At 71.2% G+C, this 17,827-nt stretch carries 15 protein-coding genes and 1 rRNA gene; 7 read left to right on the top strand and 9 right to left on the bottom strand.

Features of this window, described 5'->3' with window-relative positions; translation table 11 throughout:
- Positions 1 to 136: 136 nt before the first annotated feature.
- The 5 genes from pafA (at position 137) to ACFPCY_RS39280 (ending at position 6,230) form a co-directional block, all read left to right on the top strand.
- Entirely contained in the window at positions 137 to 1,495 is a 1,359-nt protein-coding gene (gene pafA, locus ACFPCY_RS39300; RefSeq protein ID WP_378264289.1) for a Pup--protein ligase, read from the top strand.
- A 181-nt stretch (positions 1,496 to 1,676) separates the two neighbouring features.
- Complete coding sequence (locus ACFPCY_RS39295; RefSeq protein WP_378264287.1) at positions 1,677 to 2,540, top strand: TetR/AcrR family transcriptional regulator; 864 nt, start codon at positions 1,677 to 1,679, stop codon at positions 2,538 to 2,540.
- On the top strand, positions 2,537 to 3,559 hold the full coding sequence (locus tag ACFPCY_RS39290; protein WP_378264285.1) for an AurF N-oxygenase family protein: 1,023 nt from the start codon (positions 2,537 to 2,539) through the stop codon (positions 3,557 to 3,559). Before ACFPCY_RS39295 ends, ACFPCY_RS39290 begins: the two co-directional genes overlap by 4 nt.
- Positions 3,560 to 3,663: 104 nt before the next feature.
- Positions 3,664 to 5,265 (top strand): flavin-containing monooxygenase, encoded by a 1,602-nt coding sequence (locus ACFPCY_RS39285; protein WP_378264517.1) that lies wholly within the window; start codon positions 3,664 to 3,666, stop codon positions 5,263 to 5,265.
- A gap of 140 nt (positions 5,266 to 5,405) precedes the next feature.
- On the top strand, positions 5,406 to 6,230 hold the full coding sequence (locus tag ACFPCY_RS39280; protein WP_378264283.1) for an SDR family NAD(P)-dependent oxidoreductase: 825 nt from the start codon (positions 5,406 to 5,408) through the stop codon (positions 6,228 to 6,230).
- A 56-nt stretch (positions 6,231 to 6,286) separates the two neighbouring features.
- On the opposite strand, the gene ACFPCY_RS39275 is transcribed toward ACFPCY_RS39280, so the two are convergent.
- The 4 genes from ACFPCY_RS39275 to ctaD all read right to left on the bottom strand — a co-directional run bounded on the left by ACFPCY_RS39275 (position 6,287) and on the right by ctaD (position 12,725).
- Entirely contained in the window at positions 6,287 to 8,470 is a 2,184-nt protein-coding gene (locus tag ACFPCY_RS39275) for an ATP-binding protein (protein ID WP_378264281.1), read from the bottom strand.
- A gap of 384 nt (positions 8,471 to 8,854) precedes the next feature.
- Positions 8,855 to 10,015 carry a PP2C family protein-serine/threonine phosphatase gene (locus tag ACFPCY_RS39270; RefSeq protein WP_378264279.1) on the bottom strand — a complete coding sequence of 387 codons (1,161 nt, stop codon included), beginning with the start codon at positions 10,013 to 10,015 and terminating at the stop codon, positions 8,855 to 8,857.
- Between the two features lie 274 nt (positions 10,016 to 10,289).
- Positions 10,290 to 10,979: a class I SAM-dependent methyltransferase family protein gene (locus ACFPCY_RS39265; protein ID WP_378264277.1), complete on the bottom strand. Its 690-nt coding sequence runs from the start codon at positions 10,977 to 10,979 to the stop codon at positions 10,290 to 10,292.
- 72 nt (positions 10,980 to 11,051) lie between these two features.
- Positions 11,052 to 12,725 carry an aa3-type cytochrome oxidase subunit I gene (ctaD, locus tag ACFPCY_RS39260; protein ID WP_378264275.1) on the bottom strand — a complete coding sequence of 558 codons (1,674 nt, stop codon included), beginning with the start codon at positions 12,723 to 12,725 and terminating at the stop codon, positions 11,052 to 11,054.
- Between the two features lie 98 nt (positions 12,726 to 12,823).
- Here ctaD and ACFPCY_RS39255 point away from each other — a divergent pair, with 98 nt between their 5' ends.
- Complete coding sequence (locus ACFPCY_RS39255; protein WP_378264273.1) at positions 12,824 to 13,369, top strand: 2-thiouracil desulfurase family protein; 546 nt, start codon at positions 12,824 to 12,826, stop codon at positions 13,367 to 13,369.
- Positions 13,370 to 13,377: 8 nt separating this feature from the next.
- Positions 13,378 to 14,142, top strand: coding sequence for a glutamate racemase (locus tag ACFPCY_RS39250; protein ID WP_378264271.1), 765 nt, complete (start codon positions 13,378 to 13,380; stop codon positions 14,140 to 14,142).
- A 682-nt stretch (positions 14,143 to 14,824) separates the two neighbouring features.
- Here ACFPCY_RS39250 and ACFPCY_RS39245 read toward each other — a convergent pair.
- From ACFPCY_RS39245 to rrf, 5 genes are all read right to left on the bottom strand, one after another.
- A complete protein-coding gene (locus ACFPCY_RS39245) occupies positions 14,825 to 15,694 on the bottom strand; it encodes a hypothetical protein (RefSeq protein WP_378264269.1) in 870 nt (289 codons plus the stop codon).
- A 9-nt stretch (positions 15,695 to 15,703) separates the two neighbouring features.
- A complete protein-coding gene (locus tag ACFPCY_RS39240) occupies positions 15,704 to 16,264 on the bottom strand; it encodes an RNA polymerase sigma factor (protein ID WP_378264267.1) in 561 nt (186 codons plus the stop codon).
- Positions 16,265 to 16,351: 87 nt separating this feature from the next.
- Positions 16,352 to 16,936, bottom strand: coding sequence for a methyltransferase domain-containing protein (locus tag ACFPCY_RS39235; protein WP_378264265.1), 585 nt, complete (start codon positions 16,934 to 16,936; stop codon positions 16,352 to 16,354).
- On the bottom strand, positions 16,936 to 17,568 hold the full coding sequence (locus tag ACFPCY_RS39230) for a DUF1707 SHOCT-like domain-containing protein (RefSeq protein ID WP_378264263.1): 633 nt from the start codon (positions 17,566 to 17,568) through the stop codon (positions 16,936 to 16,938). Before ACFPCY_RS39230 ends, ACFPCY_RS39235 begins: the two co-directional genes overlap by 1 nt.
- 136 nt (positions 17,569 to 17,704) lie before the next feature.
- Positions 17,705 to 17,821 (bottom strand): 5S ribosomal RNA (rrf, locus tag ACFPCY_RS39225).
- Positions 17,822 to 17,827: the final 6 nt, after the last annotated feature.

The following is a 17,827-nucleotide window of genomic DNA, read 5'->3' as shown; positions in this document are numbered from 1 at the left end:
TCCGCGTCCCGTCCCGCAACGCGCACGTCGCAAGGTCCCGAGCCCGCGCCCCGCCGGGCGGTACCGCCTTTGCACGGTGAGTGAACAGAGGCTTCGGGGAGTGTCAACCGGGCGTCCGGACGCTTACGCTCCAGGTGTGGACAGGCGCATCTTCGGGCTTGAGAACGAGTACGGCGTCACCTGCACCTTCCGCGGCCAGCGGCGGCTGTCACCGGACGAGGTGGCCCGCTACCTGTTCCGCGGGGTGGTCTCGTGGGGCCGCAGCAGCAATGTCTTCCTCCCCAACGGCGCCCGGCTGTACCTGGATGTCGGCAGCCATCCCGAGTACTCCACGCCCGAGTGCGACAGCGTCATCGACCTGGTGACCCATGACAAGGCGGGCGAACGCATCCTGGAGGGCCTGCGCGAGGAGGCCGAGAGCCGGCTCCACGAGGAGGGCATCGCCGGCGACGTCTACCTGTTCAAGAACAACACCGACTCGGCCGGCAACTCCTACGGCTGCCACGAGAACTACTGCGTCGGACGCCAGGGCGAGTTCGGCCGCCTCGCCGACGCGCTGATCCCGTACCTGGTGACGCGGCAGCTCATCTGCGGCGCGGGCAAGGTGCTCCAGACGCCGCGCGGCGCGGTGTACTGCGTGTCGCAGCGGGCCGAGCACATCTGGGAGGGCGTGTCCTCGGCGACGACCCGCTCCCGTCCGATCATCAACACCCGGGACGAGCCGCACGGCGACGCCGAGCGGTTCCGGCGGCTGCACGTGATCGTGGGCGACTCCAACATGAGCGAGACCACGATGATGCTCAAGGTCGGCGCGACCGACCTGGTGCTGCGGATGATCGAGGCGGGCGTGGTGCTGCGCGACCTGACATTGGAGAACCCGATCCGGGCGATCCGCGAGGTCAGCCACGACATGACCGGACGGCGCAAGGTGCGGCTGGCGAACGGCCGCGAGGTGAGCCCGCTGGAGATCCAGAGGGAGTACTTCGGCAAGGCGAAGGACTTCGTGGACCGGCACGGCGGCGACGCGGTGACGGCCCGGGTGCTGGACCTCTGGGAGCGGACGCTGCGGGCGGTCGAGACGGGCGACCTGGACCTGGTCTCGCGGGAGATCGACTGGGTGACCAAGTACCAGTTGATCGAGCGGTACCGGCGCAAGTACGACCTGCCGCTGAGTTCGCCGCGGGTCGCGCAGCTCGATCTGGCCTACCACGACGTCCACCGCGGTCGCGGCCTGTACTACCTGCTGGAGAAGCGCGGCTCGGTGGAGCGGGTGTCGCGGGACCTGGACATCTTCGAGGCCAAGTCGGTGCCGCCGCAGACGACGCGGGCGCGGCTGCGCGGCGAGTTCATCCGCAGGGCACAGGAGAAGCGGCGCGACTTCACCGTCGACTGGGTGCACCTCAAGCTGAACGACCAGGCGCAGCGCACGGTGCTGTGCAAGGACCCGTTCCGCTCGGTGGACGAACGCGTCGACGAGCTCATCGCCAGCATGTGACACCCGCCGCGCGGGCACCACCGCGCGACAGGCACCGCCGCGCGACAGGCGAACACGGGGGCACCGCAGTTCGCGCGGTCGGGCGCACCGATTCCTCTGATTGGACATGCAGTCCAATTGTGATGCGGGCAACATACAAGCAGGCTTGCTTGCTTGTAAGTGTGTCCGTACCGTCGGAGATGTGTCAGTAAGCACTCGCCGACGTCATGCGCGCCGCAGGTCATCCGGCCGCCGCACCCAGGAGGAGCGGCGTTCCCGGACCCAGGCGCGCCTGCTCGACGCGACCATGGAGTGCCTGGTCGATCTCGGCTGGTCCGGGACGTCCACCACCGAGGTCGCGCGCCGCGCGGGCGTGTCGCGGGGCGCGCAGCAGCACCACTACCCGACCAAGATGGTCCTGGTGGCGGCCTCGCTGGAGCACCTGCTGGAGCGGCAGCGGCTCGCCTACGAGACGGCGTTCGCCGTCCTGCCGCCGGAGCGGCGCAACGTGGAGGGCGCGCTCGACCTGCTCTGGGAGGTCTTCCGGGGCCGTCCGGCCAAGGCGCTGCTGGAGCTCGCGGTCGCCGCGCGCACCGACGACGAGCTGCGGCCGCTCTGCCGCGACCTGAACGAACGCATCCTGGAGGTCATCCTGGAGACGTTCGAGCGGCTCTTCCCGGCGACGCACCTCCCAGACGACCACGTCCCGACGATGCTGCGCGGCGTGTTCGCGATGTTCGTCGGGCTGTCGGTCCAGCACGCGCTGGACGACGACGCCGCGGGCCACCAGAAGGCGGTCCTCGACCAGGTCAAGAGCGTCGCCCGCCTGATCATCCCGGATCCCGGCGCGGCCTCCCCCGCGAGCGCCGGCGCCGCCTCCGAAACCGCCGGCACCTCGACCGAACCCGCCGGCAGCACGCCCGAAACCGCCGGCGCCTCGACCGGAGCCACAGCGGACGCCGACACCGCGTCCTCCCCGGACCGTCCGGACACCGCGGACGGCCCGCCCGCCCACACCGACTCGGGAACCGCCGTACCCCCGACCCCCGAGGGAGCACAGCCATGACCAAGGCCCCCACCGAACTCGCCGAGGAAGTCCGCGAGCAGGTCAAGGACCGCAAGTCCTACCTGGGCGTCATCGACCGCCTGAACAAGGCGTCGGTGGAGAAGCACTGGGAGGCGTACGCGGACATCCCCTGGGACGACCCGGAGTTCCAGGTCGACCGGAACGACCCGCGCTGGGTGCTGCCGCCGTTCGACCGGCTCGGCCGGACGGAGTGGTACCGGTCGCAGCCGCCGGAGATCCAGGCGCAGATCGGGCTGTGGCGGGTCGCGACCGCGATGAAGATCGGCCTCCAGTTCGAGAACCTGCTGAAGCGCGGCCTGCTGAACTTCGCCTACTGGCTGCCGAACGGCCGTCCGGAATTCCGGTACGTCTACCACGAGACGACCGAGGAATGTCACCACGGGATGATGTTCCAGGAGTTCGTGAACCGGACGAAGATGCCGATCAAGGGCATGCCGAAGGCGCTCACCCTGGTCGCGCAGCTCGCGCCGTGGATCCCGCTGATCAGCACCGAGATGTTCTTCGTCTTCGTGCTCGGCGGCGAGGACCCGATCGACTACGTGCAGCGCAAGTCGCTCAAGGGCGGGCACATCAAGCACCCGCTCGAAGAGACCATCATGAAGATCCACATCGCCGAGGAGGCCCGGCACATCTCGTTCGCCCGGCACTACCTCAAGCACCGGGTCCCGGCGATGCCGAAGCCGCGCCGGCGCGCCCTCGGAGTCGCGACGCCGATCGTGCTCGGCGTGATGGCGCGGATCATGCTGTCCCCGCCCGGCCCGATGGTGCGGCACTTCAACATCCCGAAGGACGTCGTCCGGGAGGCGTACAGGAACCCGGTCGCGCAGGCGGAGATCGCCAACTCGGTCGGCAAGATCCGTGACCTGATGGCCGAGCTGGGCGTGATCACCCCGGTGAACAAGCGGATCTGGAAGGCGTTCGGGATCTGGGACGAGCCGGGCGAGCGCCGTCCGCTGCCCGAGGAGAAGCCGTCCGGCCGCGCCGCGAAGGCGGCCTGAGCGTGGCGGACCATGACGACGCGAGCGTCCCGGACCACGACCACAGCGGCGCCGGCCGCGACGGCGTGAGCGGGGCCGGCCGCGACGACGCGTCCGGAATTCCGGTGGTCGCGCATCGCACGGTCACTCCGGCGGCGGGCCCCGGCGGCCCCTACAAGGTCGTCATCATCGGGACGGGCTTCTCCGGCCTGTGCATGGCGATCGGCCTGAAGAAGGCGGGCGTGCACGACTTCGTCATCCTGGAGAAGGCGGACGAGGTCGGCGGCACCTGGCGGGAGAACACCTATCCGGGCTGCGCCTGCGACATCATGTCGCTGCTGTACTCCTACTCCTTCGAGCCGAAGGCCGACTGGTCGCGGATGTTCCCGAAGCAGCGCGAGCTGCTCGAGTACATCAAGGACATCGTCGAGAAGTACGACCTGCGCCAGCACATCCGGTTCGGCACCGAGGTCGTCGGCGCGGAGTACGAGGACGACACCGACACCTGGCGCGTCCTGGTGGGCGACGGTGAGGAGGTCGTCCGCGGGCGGGCGCTCGTGTCCGCGATGGGACCGCTCCACCAGCCGAACATCCCGGATCTGCCCGGCCTCGCGTCCTTCGAGGGGAAGGTCTTCCACTCGGCGGAGTGGGACCACGACTACGACCTGACCGGCAAGCGCGTCGCGGTGATCGGGACGGGCGCGTCCGCGATCCAGTTCGTGCCGCAGATCGCCAGGCGGGTCGCGCGCCTGACGGTGTTCCAGCGGACGCCGCCGTGGATCATCCCCAAGCCGGACCGGGCGATCACCGGGGTCGAGCGGGCGCTGTTCCGCCGCGTCCCGGGCGTCCAGCGGGCCTACCGGAACGGGATCTACCTGCTGCAGGAGAGCTTCGTCCTCGGGTTCAAGAACCCGCGGCTGCTGAAGGTCGCCTCGACGCTCGCCAAGGCGCACCTGAACCGGCAGGTCGCCGACCCGGAGCTGCGCCGCAAGCTCACCCCCGACTACACGATGGGCTGCAAGCGGACGCTGGTGTCCAGCGACTACTATCCGGCGTTGACCAGGCCGAACGTGGAGCTGACGACCGCGGGGATCGAGGCCGTCCGGCCGCACTCGGTGGTCGCGAAGGACGGCCGCGAGTACGAGGTGGACGCGATCATCCTCGGCACCGGCTTCCACGTCACCGACGCGTTCGAGCACGCGCACATCGTCGGCCGGAACGGGCTGAAGATCCAGGACGCCTGGCAGGACGGCATCGAGGCGCATCTCGGCGTCACGGTGGCCGGCTTCCCGAACCTGTTCCTGCTGCTCGGCCCGAACTCCGGGCTCGGCCACAACTCGATGATCTTCATCATCGAGGCGCAGGTCCGGCACGCGCTCCAGTGCCTGCGGCTGATGGACGCGACGGGCTCGCGGGCGATCGCCGTCCGGCGCGGCGCGCAGGACCGCTTCAACGAGTGGGTGCAGCGCAAGTCCGAGGGCGCGGTGTGGGTCGCGGGCGGCTGCACGTCCTGGTACCTCGACCGCGAGGGCGTGAACCGGGCCGCGTGGCCGGCGTCCACGGCGAGCTACTGGCTGCGCACGCGCCGCCTCGACCCGGCGTCCTTCGTCCTGACCGGCCCCGCCGGTCAGGACGGTCGCGGCCAAGGGCCTGGTGACGGACCTGGTGGCGGGTCCGGCGGGGCCGGTTCCGGGGGTCGCGCGCAGGCGCCGGCGGCGGCTGGCTAGACTGCCCCGCACGGCCGTATTGAACCAACCATCCAATTAGCCACCGCGGGGCCGGCCGCACTCCCCCTCCAGGCCGGCCCCGCGGCCCGGTGTCCCTCCCCCATCCCCGTGCCCACTGAACAGCGAGCGGAGCAGCGACGATGAGCATTGCGATCGTGACCGGTGGAGCGTCCGGCATCGGCCGGGCGATCGCCACGGCCCTGGTGTCCCGCGGGAACACCGTCGTGGTCACCGACATCAACGCCGACGGCGCGGCCAAGGTCGCCGAGCGGCTGAACACCCTCGGCCGGGGCAAGGCCACCGCCGAGCGCCTCGACGTCACCGACGCCGCCGCCGTCGCCGAGCTCTACCAGGGCGTCAAGGCCGAGCACGGCAGCCTCGACCTGGTGTTCAACAACGCGGGCATCGCCATCGGCGGCCTCGCCGAGGAGCTCACGCTCGACCACTGGAACCGGGCGATCGACATCAACCTCAAGGGGGTCGTGCACGGCGTCCACGCGGCCTACCCGATCATGCTGGAGCAGGGCTCCGGGCACATCGTGAACACCGCCTCGCTCGCCGGGCTCGTCCCGATGCCGATCGGCATCCCCTACACCGCGACCAAGCACGCCGTCGTCGGCCTCTCCCTCGGCCTGCGCGCCGAGGCCGCCGGACGCGGCGTCAAGGTCAGCGTCGTCTGCCCGTCCTTCGTGGACACGCCGCTGCTCACCAACGTCAACCCCGACCTCCCCGCGACGCCGATGTCGGGCGACGCCAAGGAGGACATCAAGAAGGCGTCCCCGCGCCTCTACACCGCCGAGAAGCTGGCCCGCGACATCATGCGCGGCGTCCGGAAGAACCAGGCGCTCATCGTCGCCCCGGCCCACGGCCGCGCCGCCTGGCGGGGCGTCCGCCTCAACCCGGGCGCCGCCGTCCGCGTCGCCCAGATCGCCGTCAACCGCGTCCGCGCCGACCAGAAGCACTGATCCTCGGTACGTGCGAGGGCCCGTCCGCCGCCGGCGGACGGGCCCTCGCACGTCACTCAGGTTTCGGCGGTGTCCGGAGCCAGGGCGTAGGCGACCGCGGCCTCCTGGTCCAGAGCGGCTCCGAAATCGCGTTCCCGCTCGTAGGCCATGTCCCCTAGCCGCTCGCGAGCGGCGCGTTCCGCTTCGGCGTGGACGTCACCCAGCGCCAGAACTGACAAGCCGGGCGTGGTCGCGGTGCGCAGGACGGCCGAGGCGATCCCGTGCAGGCGCGCGGCGCGGACCGGACCGCCGAGCGCCACGGCCGCCGCCGCCAGCACCTCCAGTTGCATCGCCGCGCCGATCGCGTCCTGGAACTCCAGCTTCACGGCGAGCGCGGCCCGCGCCCGTCCGGACGCCTCCACCGGACGGCCCCGGCGCAGCTCGACGCACGCGAGGATCCAGTCGAGGTGCGACCACCACCACAGGTCGCCGTTCCCCGCGCAGAGTTCCACCGCGCGGACGAGCAGGTCGGCGGCCCGGTCGAGCTCGCCGCAGCGGTCCAGGAGCAGGCCGATCACGCCGAGCGCGAGCAGCGGGTCCAGGTCGTCGGGGCGTCCGGCGTCACCGGCGAGGACGTCGTCCAGCGTGTCGCTGAGGACGAGCGCGGCCTCGCGCGCCAGGCCGTGCGGGCCGCTCCCGGCCTCGGCGCCGCCGCGCGACTCCCGGACGGCGGGGCTCGGCGCGGCGAGCGGGCTCGGCAGGTGCCCGCTCGTCCCGACCGACACGCAGGCGATCATCCGGGCGCGCAGCGCGAGGAGGTGGTCGCCGAGATCGAGGGCCTCGGAGCGGGCGGTCTCGGCGGACTCGCAGGCGGACTCGACGTCGGCGCGGGCGAACGCGACCCACGCCAGATGGCAGCGGGCCCGGGCGCGTTCGAGGCCGGGCGGCGGCTCGTCGTCGAGGAGCCGTTCCAGGTGGTAGCGGCCCTCGCGGGTCAGCCCCCGGACGATCCAGAGCGGCCACAGCGCGGCGGCCAGCTCCATCGAGGCCCGCCGGTCCGCGTCCGCCACACTTTCGTAACCGAGCGCCGTCCGGAAGTTGCCGAGGTTCGCCAGCAGTCCCCGATACAGGACGAACTGGTTCGCACCGAACCACTCGCGGTCGACGCGGCGCGCGACCTCCAGATAGTGGTCGCGGTGGCGGCGGCGCATCCGCTGCTCCTCGCCGAGCAGCCGCAACCAGCCGAGGCCGTACTCGCGGATCGTGTCCAGCAGCCGGTAGCGCGTCCCGTCGTCGTCATCGCCGAGGTACAGGATGGACTTGTCCACCAGCCCCGCCAGCAGCATCGGGACGTCGCGGGCGGGCAGCCGGTCGTCCGCGCACACCGCGCGCACGGCGTCGGCGTCGAAGCCGTCCTCGAAGACCGACAGGCGCGCCCACAGCAGCCGCTCGGCCGGCGTGCACAGCTCATGGCTCCAGCCGATCGCCGTGCGCAGCGTCTGGTGCCTCGGCAGGCCCGGACGCGCCGCGCCCAGCACCGCGAACCGGTCGCCGATCCGTCGGAGCACCTCGTCCAGAGACATCTCCCGCAGCCGGACGGCGGCGAGCTCGATCGCGAACGGCACCCCGTCCAGCCGCCTGCACAGCAGCGCGATCTGCCGCGCGTTCGCCGCCGTCAGGGCGAAGCCCGGAGCGGCCTCGGCGGCGCGCAGCGTGAACAGCCGCACCGCCTCCACCCGGGCGAGCCTGCGCAGGTCGGCGGGGTGGAAGTCGCGGCGCTCGCAGTCCGCGTCGGCCGGCACCGGCAGCGGCCGGACGACCAGCCGGTACTCGTCCGGCATCGCGATGCCCTGCCGCGCGGTGGCCAGGATCCGCACGCCCGGCGCGTCCTCGCGCACCCTGCCGGCCAGCTCGCCGACCGCCTCGCGTAGGTGCTCGCAGCCATCGAGGACGAGCAGGGCCTCCCGGTCCGCGAGGTATTCCAGCAGGACGTCCGCCTGGGGCCGCCGCGGCTGGTCCGCCACGCCCATCGCCGCAGCCACGCCGTGCGCGAGCAGCCCCGGTTGCCGGATCTCGTCGATCCGGACGAACCAGGCGCCGTCGCGGAACAGCGTCCGCAACTCCTGCGCGGCCCGCAGTGCCAGCCGCGTCTTCCCGACGCCGCCGACACCGGTGAGCGTCACCGGCCGTCCCCGCCCGACCTGCTCGCGCACCGTCGCGAGCTCCCGGTCCCGATCCACCAACCCGACCCGTGCCAGCAACGACCGATCGTCCCGGAACACCCGTCACCTCCCACAATCCGAATCCGACGAAAGCCACGTCAACCCCGTTCTTGGATCGGTCCACATACGCTCCACGGCCCGTCACCGCACGCCTCCAACCCAGGCCCTGTGAACCGCGACGAACATTGCCCAACGCAACGCGTCCGACCGCAACGCACCCACCCGAGCACCCTGCATTCGCGAACGCGAAAAGCCCGCCGGCAGGCACGGACGCGCGGGAGGGGGAACGTGTGGTGAGTTCGAGGGTGAAGAAATGCCGTGTTGACACACGATTCTGCGCTTCTCCGGACGCGCGGTGAGCTGGGCCTGCGGGGCGCGTTCGGCGGGGGCGCTGGGCGGGCGGAGCGGAGAGCCGGGGCGTGGTCAGCGGCCGTCCGCGGGCTCATGGGTCCAGTCGCCGGTCCGGCGGTGGGCGGAACGCGGCCGGGGCGGGTCGCCGCTCGGGCGCGGGGGCGGGACGGGGTCCAGGGCGAGGACGAGCAGGACCGCGTCGTCCTGGAGGTGGCCGCCCGCGTGGGCCTGGAGATCCGTTTGCAGGGCGTCCAGCAGGTCGTCCGGGTCCGGGCGGACGAGGGCGGCGGCGCGCTCGGCGAGCGGGTAGAAACGGCCCGCGGCGTCGCGGGATTCGGTCACACCGTCGGTGTAGAGGAGCAGGTGGCCGCCGCCGGACGGGAGCGGCAGCGGGCCGGACGGGCAGGGTTCGCCCGCCAGCGCGAGCAGGCCGAGCGGCGGCGCGGGCGGCAGCGCGTCCACGAACGTCGAGCAGCCGTCGAGCGACAGCAGCAGCGGCGGCGGATGCCCGCAGTTGACCAGCTCGGCGGCCCCGCCGCCCGGCGGGATCTGGATGAGGAGCGCGGTGACGAAGTCCTCGGCGCCGTCGCGGCGGGCGAGGAAGCCGTCGAGCCGCAGCGCCATGCCGGTGAGCGTCGGCTCGTTGTGCGCGAGCTCGCGGAACGCGCCGAGCACGTCGGCGGACTGCTCCACCACGCCCAGGCCCTTGCCGCGCACGTCGCCGACGATGACGCGGACGCCGTAGGTGGTCTCCATCACCGCATACAGGTCGCCGCCGAGCCCCGCCTCCGCCGCGTCCGCCAGGTAGCGGACGCGCGTGCGGACGCCGCCGGTGCGGTTCGGCGCGGGACGCAGCACGGCCCGGCGCATCGCGTCGGCGATCTCGCGCAGGTCGGCCTGCGCGTGGTCGCTGCGCTCGCGGCGGCGCGTCGCGACCGCCATCATCGCCGTCGTCCCGAGGACGCCGCCGATCACGGCGGTGAAGCTCACCGCGTCGTCGCCGGCCATCGGCGCCCCGATCACCCCGACGGTCGCGAGCGTGGCCGCGCCCGTCGCGGTCACGAACCGCGCCGAGGACGGCCGCAGCCCCGCCAGCACCGGCACGGCGATGAGCAGGTCGAGCAGGGAACCGCCGTCCGGCAGGCACACGTCGGCCATCGCGACGACCAGCAGGGCGGCGAGGGGGACGCACGCCGCGGGGTCGACGCGGTGGGAGTGACGAATCCAGGCCATGGGGAGGGGGTGCCGTTCGTCGTGGACTTCGCCCGCGAGCCACGAGACGCTCACGGACCGCTGTCAGTCGCCGATTGTAGCCCGACGGACACGAACCGGATCGCTTTCGCCGGAACGGTTTGCGGACGCACACATCTCCGTCTGCCCGGGGAGATCGCTTCCGCTGCGGCGAGAAGGCCCCGCCCCGCAGGTCGGAGACTCGCGGGACGGGGCCGCCGGGGCCTTGACGATCAGGTCGTCAGGGGGTCAATGGCCGATTCGGGACGGACCCGGATCACTGCGGCCACGGACGACCGTTACGCAGGACGTCGTACCCGACGAACGTGAACATCCGGACGCCCGGCTCCAGGGGCCGCGGGGTTCCGGTGAAGCGGTGCACGCCGACGCCGTAGGCGCGTTCCTCGGGCGGGGAGATCCAGCGTTCCTCGAAGTCGTGCTCGGCGAACCACTCGCGGATCCGCGGCGTCAGGTCGGGCGGCTGGCGGTTGCGCGTCCACACGACGAACGCGCCGGGCGCGCACAGCTGCGGCAGCAGGCCGATCGTCCGCTCGACGTCGCCGTCCACGATGTTGCCGAACACCCCGCACGCCATGACGATGTCCGCCGGGACGGCCCCGGCGTAGGCGTCGGTGCGGGACGCGTCGCCGACCACCGCCGAGACCTGCTTGAGGCCGGCGGCCCGCGCCGCCTCCCCGGCGCGGTGCACGTTGACCGGGTCCAGCTCGACCAGGCGCCCGACGAGGTCGTCGCGGCGCGGATGGTCGCGCAGGGCCCCGATCAGGTCGCGGCCCTGCCCGGCGCATAAGCTGACCGCCCGGATCCGTCCCGGCGGCGCGGCGTCCACGGCCTCACGGAGGCGCTGCTGGACGGTGCGCAACCGCCGGGACAGCGCCGATCCCGGCTCGTCGTACGCGTCGTGCCAGGCGGCCCAATCCCGTCGTACCGGCTGGTTGCATTGCTCCATGAGCAGCAATGTAGGACGCAGCGTGAGCATTCGGGCGCGGAACGGAGCCTGATGACCACTCCCGGACTTCGGCTACCCCTCCGGCTCGGCGGCGTGCTCGGGCGGCGGCTCCACCGGCAGCCGGGGATAGTGCAGGTCGAAGGCGGGCCGCTCCGAGCGGATCCGCGGTATCGCCTTGAAGTTGTGCCGCGGCGGGGGTGAGGACGTGGCCCATTCCAGGGAATTGCCATATCCCCAAGGGTCGTCCGCCTCGACACGCTTTCCATGCCTCCAGGTGATGTAGACGTTGTAGAGGAAGAACAGTGTGGACGCGCCGAGCAGGAACGCGCCGATGCTCGACACCCGGTTCAGCGCGGTGAACCCCTTCGCGTAGTCCGCGTACCGGCGGGGCATGCCCTCCGCGCCCAGCCAGTGCTGGAGGAGGAAGGTGGTGTGGAACCCGACGAACAGCGTCCAGAAGTGGATCTTGCCGAGGGTCTCGTTCAGCATCGTCCCGGTGAACTTCGGCCACCAGAAGTAGAAGCCGCCGAACATCGCGAACACGACCGTCCCGAACACCACGTAGTGGAAGTGGGCGACGACGAAGTAGGAGTCCTGGAGCTGGAAGTCCAGCGGCGGCGACGCCAGGATGATCCCGGTCAGGCCGCCGAACAGGAACGTCACCAGGAACCCGATCGACCACAGCATCGGCGTCTCGAAACTGAGGTTGCCCCGCCACATCGTGCCGACCCAGTTGAAGAACTTCACCCCCGTCGGCACCGCGATCAGGTACGTCATGAACGAGAAGAACGGCAGCAGGATCCGGCCGGTGGTGAACATGTGGTGCGCCCACACCGCCATCGACAGCCCCGCGATGCAGATCGTCGCGCCGACCATGCCGAAGTAGCCGAACAGCGGCTTGCGGCTGAACACCGGGATGATCTCGGTGATGATGCCGAAGAACGGCAGCGCGATGATGTACACCTCGGGATGGCCGAAGAACCAGAACAGATGCTGCCAGGTCAGCGCGCCGCCGACGTCCGGGTCGAACACGTGCGCGCCGAACCGCCGGTCGGCCTCCAGCACCAGCAGCGCCGCCGCGAGCACCGGGAAGGCCAGCAGCACCAGCAGGCTGGTGAGCAGGATGTTCCAGCTGAAGATCGGCATCCGGAACATCGTCATGCCGGGCGCGCGCATCCCGATGATCGTGGTGATGAAGTTGACCGCGCCGAGGATCGTGCCGACCCCGGACAGCGCCAGCCCCATGATCCACATGTCGCCGCCGATGCCCGGCGACCGGATCGAGCTGGTCAGCGGCGAGTACGCCGTCCAGCCGAACGCCGCCGAACCGCCCGGCGCCACGAACGACAGCATCACGATGATGCCGCCGAACAGGAAGAACCAGTAGCTCAGCATGTTCATGCGCGGGAACGCCACGTCCGGCGCGCCGATCTGCAGCGGCATGATCTCGTTCGCGAACCCGACGAACAGCGGTGTCGCGAACAGCAGGAGCATGACCGTGCCGTGCATCGTGAACAGCTGGTTGTACTGCTCGTTGGTGACGAACTGCTGCCCGGGCGAGAACAGCTCCGCCCGGATCACCATCGCCATCAGTCCGGCGAGGAGGAAGAACACGAACGAGGTGATGAGATAGAGGTGCCCGATCACCTTGTGGTCGGTGGTCGTGATCCAGGACACCAGGACCGATCCCCGGGTACGCCGCCGCTGGGAGGGCGCCTCGGGGAGGGGGCGGCCGAGTAGGACCATGCCGGTCTCCCTTGGAACGGGGGGTGTCCTCAACTATTCGCCGCTCCCTCCTGAGACGCAAGACACACCCGTTCACCCCGACCTCCTAGGCTGTGTCCGTGGAGCGGATACTGGTGAGTTCCTGTTTGCTCGGCCGACCCGTGCGCTACGACGGCGCGGCCAAGCCCGTGGCGGACGCCCTTTTCGACCGTTGGCGGGCCGAGGGCCGCCTGGTCGCCGTCTGCCCCGAGATCGCCGGCGGCCTCCCCGTCCCCCGCCCACCCGCCGAACTCACCGGCGCCCCCACCCGAACCCTCCTCCCCCTCACCGTCCTTCCCGCCTCATCGGACGCTTCGGCGACGAATCGTGGGGCCGGTGATCGGGCGCGGGTGGTGACCGCGTCCGGGGAGGACGTCACGGACGAGTTCGTGCGCGGGGCCCTGGTGGCGCTCGACACCGCGCGGCGGGCGGACGCCCGCATCGCGATCTTGAAGGAGTCGAGCCCCTCCTGCGGGAGCCACCGCGTCTACGACGGCACCTTCACCGGTACCTCCGTCCCCGGCGAGGGCGTCACGGCCGCGCTGCTGTCCTCGGCCGGGATCCGGGTGTTCAGCGAGGACGAACTCCCCGAAGCCGCCGCCTACCTGGCCGAACTGGAATCCTGAGGCCCCGCATGCGCATCGCTCTCATCGACTCGGGCTTCGGCCTGCTCGCCGCCGCTGCCGCCGTCCGCCGCCTCCGCCCGGACGCCGACCTCGTGCTGTCCTGGGACCCGGACGGCGCGCCCTGGGGACCGCGCCCGGAGGAGGAGATCACCGAGCGCGCCCTCGCCTGCGCCGGCGCGGCGGCCTCCACCGAGCCGGACGCGCTGATCGTCGCCTGCAACACCGCCACCGTGCACGCCCTCCCCACGCTGCGCCTGGCGTTCGAACCCGCCGTCCCGGTGATCGGCACCGTCCCGGCGATCAAGCCCGCCGCCGCGGCGGGCGTCCCGGTCGCGGTCTGGGCCACGGTCGCCACCACGCACAGCGCCTACCAGGCCGACCTGATCCGCCGCTTCGCCCCGGACGTCCCCGTCCATCGCGTCGCCTGCCCCGGCCTGGCCGACGCCGTCGACTCCGGTGACCCGAGCCGCCTGCGCGCCGCCATCGACACCGCCGTCCGCGCCACGCCCGACGAGGCGAAGCACGTGGTCCTCGGCTGCACCCACTACGAGCTGATCGCGCCGCAGATCACCGCCGCGTTCCCCTCCCCTCCTCAGCTCTTCAGTTCCGCCAACGCCCTGGCCAGCCAGACCCTCCGCCGCATCGACGAGCAGCCGGCCCCCGACGCGTCCCCCACCGGCACCCTCACCATCTTCCAGAGCGGTCGCCAGACCGACCTCCCTCCGACAGCCCAGCGCTACTGGAACGCGCTACTCCCCTCTCCCGTCTCCTGACCTCTCGCTTCTCCCATCCATCCCGAGCGATTCGCATCCTCCACGCCGACACCCCCGAAGACCCGGCGACAGAGAACCGCGCCCCTTCCGCGCCGCCCAGCTCCCACCGCACCACCGGTTCCCCCTCGCATCGCCCGGCTCCCACCGCGCCGTACAGATCCCATCGCATCACCCAGGTCCGCTCGCGTGGCCCACGTCCCCTCGTACTCGCACTGCCCAGGGCCTGCGCGCCTGGCCGTTCGATCATGCGGTGGGTAGATCACCTTGGCCCGGAGTGGGACGTCGGGATCAGCCGTCCCCTGATCTCCGCTGATCCCGACGCGCCGCGCCTGGCGTGGACCGTCCCGCTTCGGTGCAGCGGCCCCATGCCCATGCCATGGACGCGGCATCGTCACGAGGACGAGCTGGAGGCGACGCCCTGGCAGTGGCTGGTCGGCTCCCGGCGGGATGTTCGTCTGGAGCGGCTTCGCGCCTTTCGGGAGGCCAGCAAGCTGAGGTATCCGGCTGATCGCCGCTGCGTGGGTGATCGATGTTGTGGGGGCTCTCGCGGTTGAGTGAGGCGGCTGTGGAAGTTGCTGTGGAGGGACGGAGTCGGCGAGGTGAAGCGGTCGGGCTGGCTGAAGAGGTCGGGCGGCGTACGGGGTGCCGTAGGGGGTGACTGGGTGGCGTCATGGTGGGGCCGTCAGCTCGGGGTCGTTTGGGGAGTCACTGTGCCTATGCCGGTTCTCGGGGTGTCGGGGGACGAGCCAGGGTCGCTTCCTTGAAGGGGTTGGGGGCGGGAGGCCTGGCGGGCGGTGATGCCGGGGCCGTAGGCGGCCAGAGCCCTGGTGGCCTCGGCGGGGTGGTCGGTGTAGACCTCGATGCGTCCGTCGGGCAGGGGGCCGCCGCCGAAGATCTCGAAGGTGGGCTGCTTGGGCTGGGCCATGATTCGCGTGACGATGTGGCCCGCGTCGGCCTCGTTGCGGTAGGCGCCCCGGATCTCCACGGTCACGTCGTGGACGGCGCCGCAGACGGCCGTGTCGAAGCGGTCGTTCGGGAGCCGGTAGACGATGACCTTGCGCCAGGCGTTGTCGATGGCGACGCCCGCGTACCAGCGTTCGAGCGGGCCGGGTCGGCGTCCGTTCTTGGTGATCTCCTTACCGCCGCCGACGACGTTCTCGATCGTGCGGGCGGCGCGGTCCAGCGCGGCCTGGTCGGGCGGGGCGGACTGGCGGGGATCGGGAGTGGTCGGTGTGGTCCGCCGCGCCGCGCCGCAGTACTTGGGGGGCGCGGCGACGCCCGGTGGCGGTGCGGCGGCGATCATGATGTCGGGAGAGGCCGAGCCCGTCGCCGTTCCGGGGTGCCCGCTCGGACGGGTCGCCGCCCAGATCTGCGGGATGCCCACGGCCGTGGCGGCTGCTGCCCCCGCCACCACGACGACGGTCGCGTTCCGAGTGCGCCTGCGGCGCCGGACCCGCCTGGCCAGCTCGTCCGGGCCGACCGACAGGGGATGCGCCTCGTCCGCCAGCTCGGCGATGCGCCGCGCCAGCATCTCTTCGACCTTCGACTCCATTGCCTTCTCCTACTTCCTCGCCGCCGGACGAGGCCGCGCGACCGCAGCGCGTGCGGGGGCCTTCGTCCGTCCCTCGTCGGCGGTTTCGCCATCGCCCAGTAGTTCGGCCAGGCGCTGATGCGCCTCGCTCAGGTAGCGCTTGACCGATCCCTCGCGGCAGCCGAGTTCGGCTGCGATCTGCGCGACGGTCAGATCCTCGTAGTAGCGCAGCACCGCGCAGGCGCGCTGCCTCGGTGAGAGCCGCGCCAATGCCGCGCGGACGTCCGTGTTCACGACCACCTGGCCGGACGCGTCGGGTACGTAGTCCTTGCGGTGCAGCAGAGGACTCACCCTGCGCCAGACCCGCCGGCTCCGTTTGGCGTCCAGGAACCGGTTGAGCATGATGCGGCGGACGTATCCCTCCGCCTCGTCCTCGGTCCGGTGGCCCGGCCGGGCGAATGCCCTGACCAGCGCCTCCTGCACCAGGTCGTCCGCCTCGGCATCGTCACCGCACAGCAGGAACGCGTACCTCTTCAACGCCGCGCCCCGCCGGTCCGCGAGCGCGGCCATGGTCTGAGCCCAGCCAGCCATGCAGCCTCCGCCTCAACGTCGTCACCCCTGAAAAACGGCTGACGGGCACGGAACGTTGGGGTGGATCCAGGAATTTGTTCTCACCGATCACGCGGCGCGCGCGGCGAACCTTCGTTTTCCCTGGTCAGGCAGCTCCTGTTGGAGAATGATCGTGAATCTTTCCGGGAGGAGGCATCCTGGCTCGTCCTGCCCGAGGCACCACTCGGACGGAAGCCTCGGGCGATGGCGCCGCGCCTCGGCGGTGAACGCCTCCCACAGGACGAGGCCGCGGGAGCGAACGGCCTCGACAGCCGGACGGAAGATCCGCTCGTCCCAGAACCCGGTACAGAGGACGGCGGCGTACTGGTCGGCAGGCGCCGGACGCCAGGTCGCCAGGTCGGCCTGGACGAGCGTGATCAGGTCGTCCAGGCCCCGGCGCCGTGCCTCGGCGCGCAGAAGCCTCAGCGCCACCTCGGAGACGTCGACGGCCGTGACCGCGCGTCCTTCTGCCGCGAAGCGCAGCGCACTGCCCGAGGGACCGGACGCGAGATCCAGGACCGGTCCGTCGGGCACCGGCGTGGCGAACGCCCACTCGGCGAGCGCGTGCGGCGCGAACCGCGGCACATCGGCGGATTCGTACTTCGCGTTCCAGCGCACCCGGTCCGGGTGCGCCGACAGATCCCTGGGTTCCATCAGTACCTGGGCGGACGACGGAACAGCCAGCCGAAGAACCCGCGCCGAGGCGGACGCGCCTTGATGCTCCCGCTGGCCACCGATCCCGTGATCTCGACACGGAGGAACGTCTCCGGATTCGTCCCCTTCGCAGCCGCCGGGACGCGCACTTTCACGGATCCACTCTTCACGCGAACCTCGTCGTGGTCCACGACGATCCCCGGTCGCGTGACGATCGTGAGGCTGCCGCTCTTGACCGCCGCGGCGATCCGGAGGACACCGTGACTGATGACGGCATGGGTCAGATCCAGCTTGACGCTGCCACTGCGGACAGAGATGTCCATCGCGCGAGGGACGACCCACTCACCCTCACGCGACACGCTGCTACTGCCGACCTCGATCCGGACGAGATCCTTGACCTCGGGAGCCGGAACCTGCACCGATCCGCCGGCGACGGCAGGGAGGTCGTTCACCAGAATCGCCAGATCGGACTCCGTACGGGCGGACAGCGCCTTGTCGAGCCGCTCGTCCAGCTCTTCCAGCGTGAGCCGACCGTCCCCGGCCGCGACTCTCAACTGCTCGGCGACCCGGTCCCGGTCTTCATGCGAGACCCTCAGCTCCGGTCGTCGCTCCGGCAGGTTCTCCTCGGTCATAGAGAGAACAGTATGCCTTCAGCCCCGTTGCCAGCAGGAGTTCGTTCGAGAGCAGCGCATGACGCGCAGGTCCGAGTGGAGCCACAAATGGAAAAAGGGCCCCGCCACTTTCGTGGCGGGGCCCTTTCCAAAATATGTCCGGCGGTGTCCTACTCTCCCACACAGTCTCCCATGCAGTACCATCGGCGCTGAGGGGCTTAACTACCGGGTTCGGGATGGGACCGGGTGTTTCCCCCTCGCCATAACCACCGAACGACCA

The sequence above is a fragment of the Actinomadura gamaensis genome (genome assembly GCF_042652125.1).
GTDB classification, from domain to species: Bacteria; Actinomycetota; Actinomycetes; order Streptosporangiales; family Streptosporangiaceae; genus Spirillospora; species Spirillospora gamaensis.
This window is presented reverse-complemented; position numbering and strand designations above follow the sequence as displayed.